The following is a 17,138-nucleotide window of genomic DNA, read 5'->3' as shown; positions in this document are numbered from 1 at the left end:
TTTAGTTACAAAAAGAATTCTTAAGTTACATAACGTATATAGTTTTTAAAAACTTGTGTATGATTCTCTATATTAGAAGCACAGGGGGTTATGACATGAATACAGCACGTAAATTGGAAACGTTTACTCAAGATTCACAGCCTGAAAATAAAGGATTTTGGAAGCGCATCAACAATATTAAAGTAGGAGTTATTCCTCTACCGCTATATGTGTTACTTGCCTTAATTGTATACGGTGCGGCCGTTTACAACGAGCTTCCTCCAGATATGATTGGCGGATTTGCAATCATTATGGTAATGGGAATGCTGCTTGGTGATTTAGGGTTAAAAATTCCGATTTTAAAAGATATTGGCGGACCAGCTATCTTATCACTGCTTGTACCTTCCGTATTAGTTTTTTATAATGTTTTAAATCCTGCATCTATGGAAGCGGTAACAACTTTGATGAAAACATCAAACTTTTTATATCTTTATATTTCTTGTTTAGTAGCCGGAAGTATTCTTGGTATGAACCGCAAAGTTTTAATTCAAGGCTTTACACGTATGTTCGTACCGCTTGTATTAGGTACGTTAGCCGCTGTAGCTGCAGGCGTAGCTGTTGGGATGTTATTTGGTTACGGAGCAAAACATACATTTTTCTATATTGTTGTACCAATTATTGGAGGAGGGATTGGTGAAGGTATTTTACCGCTTTCACTTGCTTATTCTCAAATTTTAGGTAGTTCAGCAGAATCTTTTGTGTCGCAAATGATTCCAGCTGCTGTTATCGGAAACATCGTTGCTATCGTATGTGCTGGCTTAATGAAACGTCTAGGAGAGAAAAAGCCAGAATTAACAGGTAATGGAGTTCTTGTGAAGACAAAAGGCGGAGATGGCATCTCAGAAGATACAAATATCAAGAAACCAGTAGATTTTTCGTTAATGGGCGCGGGTCTTTTAATTGCATGTAGTTTCTTTATTTTCGGAGGCTTAGCACATAAGTTTTTAGGAATTCCAGGTCCAGTTTTAATGATCGTAGCGGCAACGCTAGTCAAATGTTTACAAGTAATGCCTGCTAAGATGGAGCAAGGTGCTTACCATATGTACAAATTCATTTCTACGAGCTTAACATGGCCGTTAATGGTGGGGCTAGGGATTTTGTATATTCCTCTTGAAGATGTAGTGAAAATTGTTACACCAGGTTATGTAGTCGTATGTGCTGCAGTTGTTATTGCTATGGTAGCAACAGGTTATTTTGTAGGTAAAATGATGAAAATGCACCCTGTAGATGCTGCTATTGTAACAGGCTGTCACAGCGGTTTAGGAGGTACGGGAGACGTAGCGATTTTATCAGCTTCCAACCGTATGTCACTTATGCCATTTGCTCAAGTAGCAACAAGACTTGGAGGCGCTTCTACTGTTATTTTAGCTACGCTTCTTATGAAACTTTTAGGAGTATAAAATCAAAACGAAAAAAGCAGCTCAGTTCGTACGAGCTGCTTTTTTGTCTTATGAAACGCTAACAGGTTTTAAGATAAATTCTTCCACAACTTTTGCCACACCGTCGTTCATGTTTGTATCTGTTACATGGTTGGCTTTTTCTTTAATATCTTCAGGAGCATTTCCCATTGCTACGCCAAGTCCTGCAAATTCAATCATGGCAAGATCATTATAACTGTCGCCAATGGCAATCACTTCATCGCGTGTAATGCCAAGCTGTTGAATTAATAAGTGGAGACTTGTCCCTTTTGTGACGCCTTCTTCTGTAAATTCAAGGAAGTATGGTTTAGAGCGCATTACGCTTAGCTCTCCTTGAAGCTGCTTTTGAAGTTTCTTTTCAACGTGAACCAGCATTTCCGGTTCTGCAAGCATGAGTACTTTTACAACAGGCTCTGTAACGGCATCAGTAAAAGATGAAACAACACGGATCGGCAGACCTGTAATGTCACTTTCAATATCCGTAAATTTATTTTCTACTTCAGTTATAATTTCATCTCCAACGTACGTATGAATTAAAACGCCTTCTTCGCGGCTAATATCGTCGAGACGTGCAACGGTTCTCGGAGATAATGTGCTGCTAAATAGCTCTTCATTTGTTAGGCAATTAATGATTTTTGCCCCATTAAACGATAAAATAAAGCTTCCGTACTTTTCTAACTCCAGTTCCTTGGCGATGTGAACCATTCCGTAAGTTGGTCGTCCAGAAGCAAGTACAACTTTCACTCCCGATTCTTGCGCCTTCATTAATGCTTCTTTTGTGCGGGGAGAAATAGTGTGATCATCGCATAATAGTGTATCATCCAAATCTAAAACAATCATTTTGTAAGGCATATTTTTAAATTCCCTTCTTCTACTAGACTCATATCTTCATATGGTACTATAAAAAAACGTTTGATTCAATTTAATGATTTTTTGAAAAAATGAGAGGCATGCGTATATTTTGTTTGAACACCTCGGAAGTAGATAAAATAATGAAAAACACGAACTAATAATCGATAATTCTGATTATTAGTTCGTGTTTTATTTCTGCTAAAATACTTTTGTCTCAGCTTCTGGATTAGTAAGCAGCTAGAGTGTGATTAGTTCTCTGCACATCTCCTTCATTGAATGCTTCTTTTAAGAGCGTGTAAGATCGCTTTTTTAGTTCAAAATCTTGAATGGCAGTAAGAATAATGAATTCATCAATAGAAAATTCTTGTTTCAAAGCTTGAAGCTTTTGACGAACGGTTTCTTTTGTACCGTATATAATGTTTGCTTCTTTTTCTTCAATTCGATAGCTTTCTTTGGACTGCTGACCAAATTCTTCAGCTTTTTCTTTGGAGCCTAATGTAGCGGACTTCCCATTTTGTAAGTATACTTTAAATATTTTTGTGCTGGATGCTAATGTTTTTGCTTCTTCTACGGTATCCGCTACGATGACGGAAAGGGCAACGACAAGCGAGCGTGCGCGAGATGCAACGTGCTGATTATAGACAGAAATCGCTTCTTCTAGCACTTTTTGATCACCATTAATGAATTGAGCAAATACATAAGGAAGGTTTAATGAACCCGCAAGCTCTGCGCTTGAAGCACTTGCTCCCAGTAAAAACATATCTGCTGATTTTTCCGGCCTTGGATAGGCTTTTAAACCGTAAAGAGGGTGATCTTCCGGCAGCGTATCGTTTAGGTATTGCTTAAGTTCTATCAGTTTGTCTGTTAAGGACTTAGTGGGCTGAGAGTTTTGTTGCAAGGCTTGAGTAGAATGAGGTAGTCCTCCTGGTGCTCTACCGATTCCAAGATCGATGCGATTTGGAGATAATGAGGCTAAAACATTAAAATTTTCTGCTACTTTATAAGGGCTGTAGTGCTGAAGCATAACACCGCCTGAGCCGATACGGATATGATGCGTTTTAGCGAGCAGGTGAGAAATTAACACTTCAGGTGATGATCCTACAACATGTTCAGAGTCATGATGCTCCGCTACCCAAAAGCGGTGGTAGCCAAGTTCTTCTGCTAGCTGAGCTAATTGTATAGTATGCTGAAATGCATCTTCAGCACGTTCACCTTCATAACGTGGGCTTTGATCTAAAATACTTAGTTTCACTGAAAACACTCCTTAAAGTTGATAAAAAAGGTAAGAATAATTGGGATTAATTTTAGCAAAGGATTTTCCAGATGAAAAGAGTTTTTTGAAAGAAAAAAATTTTTTGAAAAATAAGTTGACTTTGCTATTTTGAGGCTATATAGTTGAATCATCAAACAGAAAAGCCGATAAAACAACTTGGATAAATAAGAATTAAGTGAGTATGTTTCAAAGACACTTCACTTCATTCTCCGGTTTTATCAAAAAAACAGTTAAAGCTGATTGGTCTACCAAAGGCTCCTGAGGAAACTCCAGGAGCCTTTTTGCTATAAAAAGGAGGGGAAGAAAGTGAGCGATGTATGTATTTTATATAACGGAAGCTCTCATAATTATCAACAAATAGCCTCAGTGAAAGATGAGCTAGAAGCTTGCTTAACCTCAAGAGGAGTGCACGCAGAAACTATTTTGTATCATGATGTACACGCTTTGAAGCAGGAAGCACAGAAAGAAGTAAAGGGATTTATTTCAAAAGTGAACCAAGCTAAAAGTATTGTCGTTCTGTTATCTGGAGTAAATGAAACATACGTACAGTCTTTTGAACGGCTAACAAAAATATTGCCAGAAGATTTATTGCATAAAAAAATACTTCTGCCAATTCTTATTGGTGAAAATGTGAATTCGTTACTAAAAGCTAAGTATGATTTAAAACTTTTAGCGTCTTTTTTAGGTAGACCTTATTGGGTCAGCAGTCTTTTTTTGCTGCATGAATACGCCTCTTTTACAGGCATCAACAATGCAAATGCCAAAAGTCGTTTAAAGGAAGCTGTGGATGAGCTGATTTATAAAGCTGATCTATCTCTTCAAACATTTATAAAATGAGGTGAAGAAAATGAGTGAATTATTTCGATTAGCAACCGTAGAAGATGCTGAAGAGCTGTTGGATTTAACGCTTCGAGCATACGAGCCGATTCGAAAGCTAGGAATTAAGTTTCCAGCCGCAACGGCAACGATTGAACTTGTCAAAGAAAACATTCAAAACAGCCGCTGCTACGTACTGGAAAGTGATAAAAAAATCGTAGCTACGATTACAGCAAGAACGTATAAAGAAATAACGAACTGGCCTTTCTTATGGTGGTTTGCGGTAGATCCTTTGGTTAAAAAGAAAGGAGTAGGTTCTAAACTCTTAACATGGGTTGAAGAAACAATTATTCGGGATCAATTGGGGGAACCTGCCGTTACATTGGCTACTTCTGATCAACATCCGTGGTTGATTCCTATGTATGAAAGGAAAGGGTATGAACGTTTTTTTGAAGTCGATCAAGGAGAAGAAGGAAAAGGCGTATTCTTAAGGAAGATCTTACACCCCGAAAGATATGAGTTAGAAAAACACAAGGAGTTACAAAAAGCTAATTAATCATTTAAAAGAAAAGAGGAAAAACCATGTCAGTAAAAATTTTATTATGGAATCGAAAAGGTTGTCATCATTGCGAGGAACTAAAAGCATATTTTCATGAGAAAGGATATCAATATGAAAGTATCGATGTAGAAGGAAAAGATTATTTGCGGGATTTACTTGAAATTAAATACGGTATTCGCCATGTACCGGTCGTTGAAATTGGAGACGAGGGGCAGTTTAAAGGAGTAATTGAAAAAGATTATGAACAAATAGAAAAATTGATTGAAGACTATTCACCAATCGTTAAATAGCTGGAACATCTATTTTATTCATTCATTAAAACAACAAATTATTTTGAGACATAGTGAGGGACAAAACACATGAAAAAACTACAGCTGACAGCTATCTTTTTATCACTTCTTTTATTACTAGCCGCTTGCGGAACACCAAATAAAGAAACAGCGGCTAACGCAAGCAAAGACAAAGTACAAAAAATTATTGTAGGAACGGGTACGCAATTTCCGAACATTTGCTTTCTTGACAATAAAGGAAATCTAACAGGGTATGACGTAGAGCTTGTTAAAGAAATAGACAAACGCCTTCCAAACTATAAGTTCGAATTTAAGACAATGGATTTTTCTAATTTACTTTTGAGCTTAGAATCGAACAAAATTGATTTAGTAGCCCATCAGATGGAAGTGAATGAAGAGAGAAAACAAAAGTTCCTTTTTAATAAAGAACCTTATAATATCTTTCCGCTGCATGTAGTTGTAAACGAAAAAAATACGTCTATTAAATCAATTAAAGATTTGAGCGGTAAAAAGGTAATTGTAGGAGCAACGAGTAATTCTGCTAACTTAATCGATAAGTATAACAAAGAACATGGAAATAAAATTAATATCGTCTATTCAGGCCAAGGATCTGATGATACAAAAACGCAGCTGAAAACAGGGCGTGCGGATGCCACGATTAGTACGCCGTTTGCAGTTGACTTTGTCAATAAACAAGCGGACGCAGAGCAAAAAGTTGTAGGGCCTGCTATTTCAAATTCAAAAGTATATTTTATGCTTCGCAAAAATGAAACAGGTTTACAAAAAGACGTTGATAAAGCGTTAAAAGAAATAAAAGAAGACGGAACATTGACAAAATTAAGTAAAAAATGGCTGGGAGAAGATTATACAAAAGCAGCTGGAAATAACTAAAGCACTTACTAGCACTTACTGTGACCCAAGCCTTGAACTTGGGTCCTTTCGCTACCTGCAGAGGGAAACAAAGGAGAGAAAAAGATGGGAAAAGCATTTGATATAGAGCTGATTTTCACCTCTATTCCTCAATTATTATCTTATTTGCATATTACAATTTGGATTTTAATTGCTTCACTTGTGATTGGCAGTACCTTGGGATTGTTTATTGCCCTGCCTCGTATTTATAAAGTACCGGTGTTAAGCCAAATAGCAGCAGTTTATATTTCTTTTATGAGGGGAACGCCTATTTTAATTCAATTATTTTTAGTTTTTTACGGGATACCTGCCCTTTTACAATTGATTCATATTGACGTTTCAAGAATGGCTCCGCTTGTATTTGTTATTATCACGTATTCACTGAGCACGGCGGCGTCTTTTTCTGAAATGATGCGAGGTGCCATTAATAGTGTGGATAAAGGGCAAACTGAAGCAGCTTATAGTATAGGAATGACGGGAAAACAAACGTTCACTCGAATTGTGCTGCCGCAAGCTCTCGTTGTAGCCTTTCCTAACTTTGGAAATCTTGTGATTGGGTCCTTAAAAGATACGTCTTTAGCCTTTACCATTGGTGTGATGGATATGATGGGAAGAGGAGATACCATTATAGCTGCAACGGCTCATGCAGTGGAGGTATATATCGCACTTGCCATTATTTATTATTTGGTGGCGATTATATTAGAGAAATTTTTTGTGAAATCAGAACAGAAGCTGCAAAAACATGATCAGCCTGTTCATGTATAAAACGAGCTTACTAAAAGAGGTGTAAACATGATTATTGACGTACCGTTTATATGGACAGCATTTGTAGAAATTTTAAAGGCATTACCTTTAACGCTCCTTATTACCATCGGTCCGTTACTAGGCGGGTTGCTTATTGGTATTGCTGTTGCGGCTGTGAGAATCAACTCAGTAAAAATAATAACGCCAATTGCCAACGTATACGTATCATTTTTCCGAGGAACGCCTGCTATTCTTCATATTATGGTTATTTACCTAGGGTTCCCGCTATTTATTAATAAACTATCGAGTTACTATGGATGGAGCTTCAATGCAAACAGCATTCCTATTGTCGTATTTGTATTAATCGCTTTGTCTTTTACAGCGGGAGCTTATATGTCAGAGATTATTCGCTCTGGTTTGTTAGCTGTAGAAAAAGGACAAATTGAGGCTGCGTATGCCATTGGGATGAATCGCTTTCAATCAATGAAACGAATTGTTTTTCCGCAGGCGTTTGCTTTGTCTTTACCGAATTTATGTAATATCTTCATCGGCTTTTTGCATACGTCTTCTATCGCATTCATCGTATCGCAAAAAGAGCTAAACGGTGCTGCTAATATCGTAGCTTCGAACAATCTCAAGTTTTTAGAAGCCTATATTGCTGCTGCTCTTATTTATTGGATGCTGACGATGTTAATAGAAGGGATAACAGCGCTGCTTGAACGAAAATTAACGGTTTATAATCGAGGAGGAGTTGTATGATTGCATTAACAAATATCAAAAAAACATTTGGTCATAATACAGTATTGGACGGTATTGATTTACTTGTTAAAAAAGGCGACGTTGTGACCATTTTAGGACCGAGTGGTTCTGGAAAGACTACGTTTTTACGCTGCATTAATTTCTTAGAAAAAGCAGATGAAGGAGAAGTTTCGATTGATCAATTTACGGTTCAGTGCCAAAAGCCAAACCGCAAAGACATTTTAACTCTTCGACAAAAAACAACGATGGTTTTTCAGCAATACAATTTGTTCAAACACAAAACCGTTATTGAAAATATTATGGAGGGGCTAGTTATTGTTCAAAAGCTGCCAAAGGAAGAAGCGAAACAACGCAGTTTAGACGTCCTTGAAAAAGTTGGGCTTGCTGAAAAAGCAAATGCTTATCCAAGTCAGTTATCAGGAGGTCAACAGCAGCGAGTGGGCATTGCTAGAGCGCTTGCTTTAAATCCTGAAGTCATTTTATTTGATGAGCCGACGTCTGCTTTGGACCCTGAACTGGTGGGTGAAGTACTGTCTGTTATTCGTAAAATTGCTGAAGAAGGAATTACAATGATCATTGTTACGCACGAAATGAGTTTTGCCCGTGAAGTTTCTAATCATGTGGTATTTATGGACGGAGGAAAGATTGTGGAACAAGGTTATCCTGAAGACATATTTTCAAATCCAAAAGAAGAACGAACAAAGCAATTTTTCAAGCGTATTAACCCAACGCATTCGCCTTACTCTTATATTTATGAAAAAACAATCTAATATTTTAACTAAAAACCAACTTGACTCATAGGAATAATAAGTATGTGATAAGATCATCAAATTAAACAAACCGACTAGATCACTAGAGGTTCTTTGCACAATATGTGACATTGTGCAAAGAACCTTTTATTTTTTACTAGACTTAAGGGAAGAAGGGTGAACGTAGTGAATAGAGGAGCATTAAAAGCTAAAACAAGCAAAAAACTTATTATAAAAGGCCAGGTTGTACCTGGAAGGCAGCAAGGAAGACACTTAGGGTTTCCAACAGCTAATATAGATACTCAGCATAAGGAATTAAAGAATGGCGTGTATGGTGTCCTCGTTCATCTGCGGGGGCTTGAACATATAGGAGTTATGAATGTAGGGGTTAAGCCGACATTTGGATCGGAGCTATCTAAAACATTTGAGGTGCATATTCTGGATTTTAACGACGTTATTTATGGAGAGACAGTTCAATGCGACGTGATCTTTCGGGTGCGAGGAGAGAAAAAATTTCCTTCTATTGAATTTTTAAAGCATCAAATTAAAGCTGATACGCTACAAGCAAAGCAAAGATTTCAACATATGGGCTATGTATCTAGTGAACATACAGCTTCCAAGCTAGGGCAAGCGCGGTATTTAAATTTGCCTGATCTCCAGTTTTTTAATTGGTGCCACAGTCAATTCAGAGTCAATAAAGGGATTTACAATACAATTGATCAATGGTTTTATGACGAAGGAATTGAAAATATTCACCCTAGAAGAGTTCACGTTATCGCTTTTTTGCAATTTGCACAAGAAGGAAATGAAAGAAAGACAGAAAAAGAAGGAGTCCTTCGCTTTGGAGCAGGCGGTTTAACCAATCAATTACGAGAATTTATGAACGGGTATGAAAAAGGAGAATGGTAATATGACAATAAAAAGACAATTAAAGCTAGGGGCTATTATTCATGGAGTTGGAGGAAATATGGGGGCGTGGAGACACCCTGAAATTTTGTCAGATGCCAGCGTTAATTTCGGTTTTTACAAGCAGCAGGCTCAAAAAGCGGAAGAAGGAAAATTTGATTTAGTGTTCATTGCCGATGGGTTATATATTAATGAAAAATCGCTTCCGCATTTTTTGAATCGTTTTGAACCTCTTACTATTTTATCAGCACTTGCTTCTGTCACTTCTCATATTGGTTTAGTCGGCACTCTATCGACTTCGTATAGCGAACCGTTTACGGTGGCTAGACAATTTGCTTCGCTTGATCATATTAGCAGCGGCCGAGCAGGGTGGAATGTTGTCACATCTCCATTAGAAGGATCAGCCCTTAACTATGGAAAAGAGCACCCCACTCATGACAAACGCTATAGAATAGCTGAAGAGTTTCTAGAAGTAACGAAGGGATTATGGGATTCTTGGGAAGATGATGCATTTATTCGAAATAAAGAAACCGGACAATTTTTTGAGGAGAAAAAGCTGCACCGGTTGCATCACAAAGGCGAATTTTTCTCTGTAGAAGGCCCGTTAAACATTGGCCGCTCAGCTCAGGGGCAGCCCGTAGTGTTTCAAGCAGGCTCTTCTGAAAGCGGAAAAGATTTAGCAGCAAAAACGGCTGACGCAGTGTTTACGGGACAAGACAATTTAGAAGAAGCAAAAGCTTTTTACCAAGATGTAAAATCGAGAGCCGCAGCGCAAGGACGCAATGAAAACGAACTTCTAATTTTTCCGGGAATTGGTCCTATAATTGGTATTACAAACGAAGAAGCCGAAAGAAAATATGAAGAACTTTCTCAATTGGTGACAATTGAACATGCGCTAAACTACTTAGGACGCTTTTTCGATCATTTTGATTTTTCACAGTTTCCATTAGATGATGCATTTCCTGACTTAGGAGATATAGGAAGTAATAGTTTCCGCAGTACAACTGACAAAATTAAAGAAAACGCCAAAAAATATAAGTGGACACTGCGAGAAGCAGCGCTGCGAATTGCTACACCTAAAACACAATTTATTGGGACGCCAGAGCATATCGCTAATTTGATGGAACAGTGGTTTGAAGAAAAAGGAGCTGACGGCTTTATTATTCATTCAAGCGTTCCGCATGGCTTAGATGACTTTGTTGAACACGTTGTACCGATACTGCAAGAAAGAGGCTTGTATCGTACAGAATACGAAGGGAATACGTTAAGAAGTAACTTGCAGTTGAATGTTCCTAAAAATCGCTACACACAGGTGAAAGTTAATTGAAGTGGATTCAAAGAGACTCGAAGGAGTCTCTTTTTTAATATTTTTAATATTAAAAATATGGTAAAATTCTTTTTGTAGGTTATTCGTTTCAGTTCATAAGGCCTAAAGGGTGTTGAATACCCGGAAAGGAGTCAAATGGAAAAAAGACATAAAAGTAAGAAGAAGCGTATGATCATTTCGATATCTTTATCCGTTTTTTTAGTCGGGGGAGGAGCGACAGGGTGGATATTGTACCAAAACGGAAAAATTCCTTTTTTATCACAGCAAAGTATACAGGCAAGCGCCATTAAAGTGGATCAACAAAAAGTTGATAAACTGGAAAGCAGCGATCAGCAGGCAAAAGACTTTATTGCTGAACATCATGACGTACTAAATGATTTGACGGGGTGGAGTGCCATTGAGCATCCAGACTGGTCTGCAGTACAAGAAGAAGCCACAGCCATTAACAATACGATTGGCACGATTGAAGTAAAAGATTCTGTTTTAAAGAAAGACTTTCAGCATATGGAGAAGCTCGCTGTACAGCTAGAGCAGACGAAAGATCAAGCACTGTTAAAAGAACTTCATCGTTATTTTCATGACTTAGATGTTGTGATCAATGAAGACGATGGATCAAATACATATTTTGATGTTACTAGCTATGGTAAATCAGTTGTAAAGACTTCTAAATGAGCTATAGCAAAAAGCTTTATACATAAAAGTAGTTTTGTATAACAAACGTCTTCGCTTATTCATGCATATGCTACGGATAAGGAGGAGACAGGTTATATGAAAAAAATTTATTTAGATGCAGGTCACGGAGGGGCAGATCTAGGGGCTGTCGCCAGCGGGTTATATGAAAAAGACGTAGTGTTAGCTGTTCAACAGTACATCATCTCTTTTCTTTCTACTCACTATCAAGGATTTTCTCTTTGTACAACACGTACAACCGATGTGTTTTTGTCATTAAATGAACGGGTCAACAAAGCCAATGCGTGGGGTGCTGATGTATACTTATCTATTCATATAAATTCGGGTGGCGAAACGGGATATGAAGATTTTATTTATAGCAAAAATATAAATAACCAAACCATTGTGTTACGAAACGATATTCATGATCATGTGAAATTTGTTCTTACTAAATACAATCACTTTAACCGAGGCAGGAAATTGGCTAATCATAGTGTGTTAAGACGTTCCTATATGCCGTCTGTACTAACTGAAATCGGGTTTATTGATACAGAACATGATGCAAAGCTCTTAAAAAATCCTCAATTTCTAAAAGATATGGGGGTGGCATATGCAAAAGGGGTTGCGCAGTTTTTAAACTTGGAGTCTAAATCTACAAATCCTGTGGGAGATTCTGACGAGGAAGGTTTTCCAAAGCCTACTTTTTTATATAAACCTTTATGGATAAAAACAACCGAGGATACGGAGACGTATAAGGATGCAAATATGTCGGAGAGAACAGGTTATTTAAAAAAGAATACCTTCTTTCAAGTTTATGGTGAAACGCGTGCAGCCTGGATGATGGATGGACAACATTTTATTGGAAAAAAAGATACAATCATTGAAGGAGAAACCATCACAACTGCGGAATTAACAAAAGAGAATATGAAAACATTAAAAGTGTTTGTGACAAAAGAGAAATTAGAAACAGCTGTAACCTTTTCCAAAGAAGGAGCTGCGGTAGCCATCATTACCCTTCGCGATAAAAAAATACTGAATGTAAAAGCATTTTTAGATAGAGAAAATTGGTGGTACAAAGCTGAACGGATAACAAAATAGTGAAAAAACCTTCTTGTTTTTTGAAGCTTTCACCCTAGTAATTTTACTTATTTTTGATAGAATATAAAGAGCTGAATCGTAAAGATGCATAAAGGTGTGATGGAAATGGAAGAGCAACAAGAAGCGATTGATTTAACAAAAGTATATGTATATGAGGAGTTTCCGGATAAAGTTGCAGGCAGATGCGATAACTGTGGACATGTGAAATTTAAAAGCTTAGTAAAAGACTTTATTTTTATCCGTACATGCGCAAAGTGCGGCATGAAAAAAAGCATTTAAATCCCTACTTCTTTATAAAAAACGCTCTTTTCTGAAATGAAAAGAGCGTTTTTTCTCTATTTAACGTATAAATGATCGCTAAGCTGCTCTGAAATAGTCTCTACATCTTCTTGTACATGTTTTTGTTTTTTCATCATTTCTAATAGGATGTCTTCAAGGTTCTGTGAATGGTTTTGCTTATCTTTTGGTTTATGTAAGTACTTTGCAATTTGATGCATATTATTGCTTAGCCGGCTTAGTTCAGACTCAATTTTTCGCAGGTTAACCAATAGTTCCACACCTGCTTCTTTGCCGATTAAAGGAGGCTTAACTTTTCCATCCATAATAAATTTTCGAATGAGAGACGTTCGTTTTAAATTATAGTGTTCAATAAGTTCCTCTAATTTTTCTTTTTCTTCTTCATTCAACTTAATTGCTGGAATGCTGTGTCCTCTCATAAGGTATCTCCTTTCAAGAGCAGTTCTTGCTGCGTTCAATCATATGTAAACATTCTCTTGTCTTTAATAATAGCAACCTTTTCCATGGTTAACTATGGTGAAAAGTTACTAAAATGTCGAACGAACAGTCTGTTAAAAAACTGGTAAATTAAGAAATTTGGTTTAGTAATAGTTGAATTATAGAAGGAATGTCATTATCTACAATATTGCTGCTTTATTAAAAAGGCAGCAAAAGGGATGAATGGACCGCTGTTATACTTAACCATTTTTGAGAGCGCAGCTTTAAAGAAGAGGGATGATTTTTATGATTTTTTCCTCGTACCACATCTTTCCTCCTAGTAATTCTGTCGAATCTTCTAGACTATTGTCTCAAGGGAATAGAAAGAAAGAAGACGAAATGGTTGAGAACGAGGTAAAGTCATATTATGTCTTTATTGACCTCATTTACATACTTTACGGGGGAGGAATACGTTTGAAACTAAAAAAAAGATTAAAACTAAATAAGATAGGGGTAGCCATGCTTACGGCTGGTGTCATATGTACAGCTTATATGCCCCTTCATACGCTGCAAAAGCCTGTAGTCGCTTTGGCTGCAGAGAATCAGTCAGATTCTTTGGAGCGAGCATTTGCACAAGCATCTAAAGAATTTGGTGTGCCAGCTTCGCTTTTAAAAGCAATTTCCTACAACAAGTCGCGCTGGGAAAGTCATAACGGAAAACCTAGTGCAGCCGGGGGATACGGTCTTATGCATTTAACAGACATCCCTTCTTTAGAAGATGGAAAAGGAAACGGAGCTTCGCCTTCAAAACCAGCATATGATAAACAGCAAACTCTCTCCTTAGCTGCTAAGCTGCTTAACTTAGATAAAGAAAGGTTAAAAAAAGATCCCGTGCAAAATATTCGCGGTGGCGCTGCTGTGCTGGCTTTTATCGCAAAAGACAAAAACGGAAATGTACCGTCCACTGATCAAAAATGGTACGATGCAGTCGCAGCTTACAGTTCTTCTCAGGATAAACAAAACGCTCAAGTATTTGCCGATGATGTATATGAAACGTTGGAAAAAGGAGCAGAGCATACAACGTCAGACGGACAGCATCTTAAAATTTCCCCTCAAAATATAGATATGTCGATTCCTCGTGCTGAAAATTCTAATACGAATAAAGCGGACTGTCCGGCATCTTTAAAATGTGAATACATCCCTGCTTTTTACGGGAAATTCAGCGAAAGTCCTTCAGATTATGGAAACTATGATATTGCAAATCGCCAAAAATCAGATGTTCGCTATATTGTTATTCATGATACAGAAGTAAGTTATGATGGAACGATTGATTTGTTTGCTAACCCTAATAGAGCCGCTGCAAACTATGTAATCCGTTCAAGTGATGGTCACATCGCACAGATGATCAATAACAAAGACGTAGCATGGCATGCAGGAAACTGGTATTTTAATACGCACAGTATTGGAATCGAGCATGAAGGGTTCGCCCTTGAAGGATCCACATGGTTTACAGAAGAAATGTACCGTTCTTCGGCAAGACTCGTACGCCACCTTGCCAAAGAATATAATATTCCGTTAGACCGAGCTCATATTATTGGTCATGATGAGGTGCCGGGTTTGTCTCCTAAAGCTCAATCAGGTATGCATTCAGATCCCGGGCCGTTTTGGGATTGGGGGCACTACATGGATTTGGTAGGAAGCCCGGTCGAGCGCCAGCACACAAACAAACTAGCCGTTACGGTTAATCCAGTCTTTCAAAACAATCAGCCGGAGGTATCAGATGCACCAAAGCAGCCGGCCAACTTTGTGTATTTGCATCAAGCTCCCAGCAATGATTCACCGCTACTGAATGAGCCTGCAGCTTCAGGGCCTGGAACGAAACAAACGTTAGACTGGGGAAGCAAAGCTGTAACTGGCCAAACGTATGCAGTAGCTGAGACAAAAGGAGAATGGACAGCGATTTGGTACGGAGGACAAAAAGCGTGGTTTTATAATCCTCATAATAAAAATACAAGTAAAGGTACAGGCATCTTATTGACGCCAAAACCAGGAAAAGAAAGCATTCAAGTGTACGGAGGAGCTTTCCCGGAAGCTTCAGCCTATCCTTCTGATATACCAGTTAAAGCTATGGTGCCACTTCAGTATAAAATTTCTCCAGAGCAGGTGTACGTGGGGGTAGAAAAAGTAAGGAGTGACTATTACTATGCCCCAACTTTTACAACAAACCCAAACGATCACAAAATGATTGTTGGAAAAGACGAATATTATCAAATTTATTTTAATCACCGCTATGCGTTTGTGAAAGGGTCGGATGTAGAGGTTAAAAGACAATAGAATAGAGTGTTAAAAGAAAAGGAAGAGACAGGATGCTTAAAGGATACGTCTCTTTCTTTTCTTTTAAAAACCACAAAAATTCAGAAGGTTATTGATGATGTTTTCTTATAATGATTTTCTAGCTTATTATCTTTTTACAAAAGGAAGGAATGTCCCATGATTATAATTAAGCCTCTAAGCCAGTGTTCTTTTTCTGATGCACTACAAGCATTCAATAAGGGTTTTGAAGATTATTACATTCCGATTGAGCTGTCACTAGATCAATTCACTTGTAGATTTGGTTTCGATCAGCTATCTGTCGACCATTCATTTATGGCTTTTTATAATAATACACCAGCTGGAATTATGTTAAATGGAATAAAAAAGGTCAAGGGAAAAAAATATGCTTGGAATGGAGGTACAAGCGTAGCCTTACCTTACCGAAAAATGGGAATTGGAGAAGCCTTACTAAAAGCTACACTTGAGAGATACGAGCAGCAAGGAGTAGTGGAAGCCAGTCTGGAAGCATTTAAAGTGAATGAAAAAGCCATTCACCTTTATCAGAAATACGGATATGAGATTGTAGATACGCTTTTCTTTCTAAAGCATAGAGGCAGTTTTCCCGATGCTTTACTTAAAAAGAAGAATCAGCTCACGTATTCGTTAAAGCGAAGGCTTGCAAAAGATATTCAGAACCTATCTTTTTATACATACGACGTTCCGTGGAAAAATCAATTTGACTGTATTCGTAATGGAGAATCGTTTATTGCGTTGAATGAAAGAAACGAAGAAGTTGGCTATCTATTATTTCAAAAGAATTTTTCTTCCATAGGCATCGTGAATTCCGTTACTTTTTATCAAGGAAGCGTTAAGGAACATATCTCAAATTCAGAGGACGTTCTGGGCTTTTTATTAGCAACCATTTTTAATATGTATGGACCAATTGCTTATAATACATATAATGTACCTGAAAAAGGAAATAGCTTACTCGTGAAAATGTTAAAATCATTTGGTTTTCAAGATTTATATACAGATGAAGGAATCAAACTTGAGCAGGTGTTTATGAAAAAACAACTTTAAAAAGCGGCCATGGGCCGCTTTTACTGCATTTCCGTAATTGGATGTGCATCATAAAATTCCTCGATTTTTTCTTGCTGCCCTTCGAATTTTTCTTTCCATACTTGTTTCACGTCATTATAATTCCGAAGATCTATTCCGTAGAAGTCGGTTAACTCTTTTCGAGTAATCGTGATTGTCTGAGGAACAGTCGTATTAATAGTAAAGTGAACGCTGTCAATATTTTGTACGGCAGAAAGTAAGATGGTTGCGTTATGTAAAAGTATGCGTTTGGTTTTAACAGACGTCCAGCTTTTTTCAAACGTATGCTGATTATCTATTGCAGCGTAATTAATTGCTAAGTAATAAGGTTTTTGCGTATCTTGAAAGGCTATACCTTTTAAATAAACGTGTCCCGGAAGCTTATTTGTAATTTCCTCTACTGAAGCCTCATGTTTTGAAGAAGTATATTGAATAGAAGAAGCAGAGACTCTTTCGGCAGACAGGTTATTATGAGGTGCATAAGCACACCCTGATAGGCAAGTGAGCACTGTGCAAAGTGTAAGAGAAGCATATATTTTTTTCATAATGGTAACTCCTTTTGTTTATATCTACTTGTAAAGACGAAAGACCTATATATTTTGTTT

19 protein-coding genes are annotated in these 17,138 nt (G+C 37.5%); 15 read left to right on the top strand and 4 right to left on the bottom strand.

The annotated features are described in order from the left end of the window. Window positions 1-95: 95 nt before the first annotated feature. Window positions 96-1,439, top strand: coding sequence for a 2-hydroxycarboxylate transporter family protein (locus tag AC2YJL_RS14050; protein ID WP_230932492.1), 1,344 nt, complete (start codon window positions 96-98; stop codon window positions 1,437-1,439). Between the two features lie 48 nt (window positions 1,440-1,487). Here AC2YJL_RS14050 and AC2YJL_RS14045 read toward each other — a convergent pair whose 3' ends face one another. Both AC2YJL_RS14045 and AC2YJL_RS14040 read right to left on the bottom strand, forming a co-directional pair. After that, window positions 1,488-2,309, bottom strand: coding sequence for a Cof-type HAD-IIB family hydrolase (locus AC2YJL_RS14045; RefSeq protein WP_013082899.1), 822 nt, complete (start codon window positions 2,307-2,309; stop codon window positions 1,488-1,490). Between the two features lie 226 nt (window positions 2,310-2,535). Next, complete coding sequence (locus AC2YJL_RS14040; protein ID WP_487374788.1) at window positions 2,536-3,561, bottom strand: LLM class flavin-dependent oxidoreductase; 1,026 nt, start codon at window positions 3,559-3,561, stop codon at window positions 2,536-2,538. A gap of 327 nt (window positions 3,562-3,888) precedes the next feature. Here AC2YJL_RS14040 and AC2YJL_RS14035 point away from each other — a divergent pair, with 327 nt between their 5' ends. The 12 genes from AC2YJL_RS14035 to AC2YJL_RS13980 all read left to right on the top strand — a co-directional run bounded on the left by AC2YJL_RS14035 (window position 3,889) and on the right by AC2YJL_RS13980 (window position 12,687). Continuing rightward, window positions 3,889-4,419 (top strand): hypothetical protein, encoded by a 531-nt coding sequence (locus tag AC2YJL_RS14035; RefSeq protein WP_487374787.1) that lies wholly within the window; start codon window positions 3,889-3,891, stop codon window positions 4,417-4,419. 10 nt (window positions 4,420-4,429) lie between these two features. Continuing rightward, a complete protein-coding gene (locus AC2YJL_RS14030; RefSeq protein WP_028408748.1) occupies window positions 4,430-4,954 on the top strand; it encodes a GNAT family N-acetyltransferase in 525 nt (174 codons plus the stop codon). 26 nt (window positions 4,955-4,980) lie between these two features. Further along, window positions 4,981-5,247: a glutaredoxin family protein gene (locus AC2YJL_RS14025; RefSeq protein WP_230932497.1), complete on the top strand. Its 267-nt coding sequence runs from the start codon at window positions 4,981-4,983 to the stop codon at window positions 5,245-5,247. A gap of 69 nt (window positions 5,248-5,316) precedes the next feature. Continuing rightward, on the top strand, window positions 5,317-6,138 hold the full coding sequence (locus AC2YJL_RS14020) for an amino acid ABC transporter substrate-binding protein (RefSeq protein WP_028408747.1): 822 nt from the start codon (window positions 5,317-5,319) through the stop codon (window positions 6,136-6,138). A gap of 84 nt (window positions 6,139-6,222) precedes the next feature. Next, complete coding sequence (locus AC2YJL_RS14015; RefSeq protein ID WP_028408746.1) at window positions 6,223-6,921, top strand: amino acid ABC transporter permease; 699 nt, start codon at window positions 6,223-6,225, stop codon at window positions 6,919-6,921. Window positions 6,922-6,948: 27 nt separating this feature from the next. Then, window positions 6,949-7,659 carry an amino acid ABC transporter permease gene (locus AC2YJL_RS14010; protein WP_028408745.1) on the top strand — a complete coding sequence of 237 codons (711 nt, stop codon included), beginning with the start codon at window positions 6,949-6,951 and terminating at the stop codon, window positions 7,657-7,659. After that, entirely contained in the window at window positions 7,656-8,429 is a 774-nt protein-coding gene (locus tag AC2YJL_RS14005) for an amino acid ABC transporter ATP-binding protein (RefSeq protein ID WP_230932498.1), read from the top strand. Before AC2YJL_RS14010 ends, AC2YJL_RS14005 begins: the two co-directional genes overlap by 4 nt. Before the next feature lie 165 nt (window positions 8,430-8,594). Continuing rightward, window positions 8,595-9,317 carry a riboflavin kinase gene (locus AC2YJL_RS14000; RefSeq protein ID WP_487374786.1) on the top strand — a complete coding sequence of 241 codons (723 nt, stop codon included), beginning with the start codon at window positions 8,595-8,597 and terminating at the stop codon, window positions 9,315-9,317. 1 nt (window position 9,318) lies between these two features. Continuing rightward, complete coding sequence (locus AC2YJL_RS13995; protein ID WP_487374785.1) at window positions 9,319-10,641, top strand: LLM class flavin-dependent oxidoreductase; 1,323 nt, start codon at window positions 9,319-9,321, stop codon at window positions 10,639-10,641. A 135-nt stretch (window positions 10,642-10,776) separates the two neighbouring features. Then, window positions 10,777-11,313 carry a hypothetical protein gene (locus AC2YJL_RS13990; protein WP_098249863.1) on the top strand — a complete coding sequence of 179 codons (537 nt, stop codon included), beginning with the start codon at window positions 10,777-10,779 and terminating at the stop codon, window positions 11,311-11,313. Between the two features lie 96 nt (window positions 11,314-11,409). Next, window positions 11,410-12,408, top strand: coding sequence for an N-acetylmuramoyl-L-alanine amidase family protein (locus AC2YJL_RS13985; RefSeq protein WP_487374784.1), 999 nt, complete (start codon window positions 11,410-11,412; stop codon window positions 12,406-12,408). 99 nt (window positions 12,409-12,507) lie between these two features. After that, complete coding sequence (locus tag AC2YJL_RS13980; RefSeq protein WP_025752091.1) at window positions 12,508-12,687, top strand: DUF8096 family protein; 180 nt, start codon at window positions 12,508-12,510, stop codon at window positions 12,685-12,687. Window positions 12,688-12,743: 56 nt separating this feature from the next. Here AC2YJL_RS13980 and AC2YJL_RS13975 read toward each other — a convergent pair whose 3' ends face one another. Next, complete coding sequence (locus tag AC2YJL_RS13975) at window positions 12,744-13,124, bottom strand: plasmid mobilization protein (protein WP_028408740.1); 381 nt, start codon at window positions 13,122-13,124, stop codon at window positions 12,744-12,746. A gap of 472 nt (window positions 13,125-13,596) precedes the next feature. Here AC2YJL_RS13975 and AC2YJL_RS13970 point away from each other — a divergent pair, with 472 nt between their 5' ends. Both AC2YJL_RS13970 and AC2YJL_RS13965 read left to right on the top strand, forming a co-directional pair. Further along, complete coding sequence (locus AC2YJL_RS13970) at window positions 13,597-15,456, top strand: N-acetylmuramoyl-L-alanine amidase (RefSeq protein WP_369360620.1); 1,860 nt, start codon at window positions 13,597-13,599, stop codon at window positions 15,454-15,456. A 156-nt stretch (window positions 15,457-15,612) separates the two neighbouring features. Continuing rightward, entirely contained in the window at window positions 15,613-16,515 is a 903-nt protein-coding gene (locus AC2YJL_RS13965; RefSeq protein WP_369360618.1) for a GNAT family N-acetyltransferase, read from the top strand. 20 nt (window positions 16,516-16,535) lie between these two features. Here AC2YJL_RS13965 and AC2YJL_RS13960 read toward each other — a convergent pair whose 3' ends face one another. Then, window positions 16,536-17,078, bottom strand: a complete 543-nt coding sequence (locus AC2YJL_RS13960) for a DUF4825 domain-containing protein (RefSeq protein ID WP_195694281.1) — start codon at window positions 17,076-17,078, stop codon at window positions 16,536-16,538. Window positions 17,079-17,138: the final 60 nt, after the last annotated feature.

Source organism: Priestia sp. SRI_019, from assembly GCF_057586255.1.
This window is presented reverse-complemented; position numbering and strand designations above follow the sequence as displayed.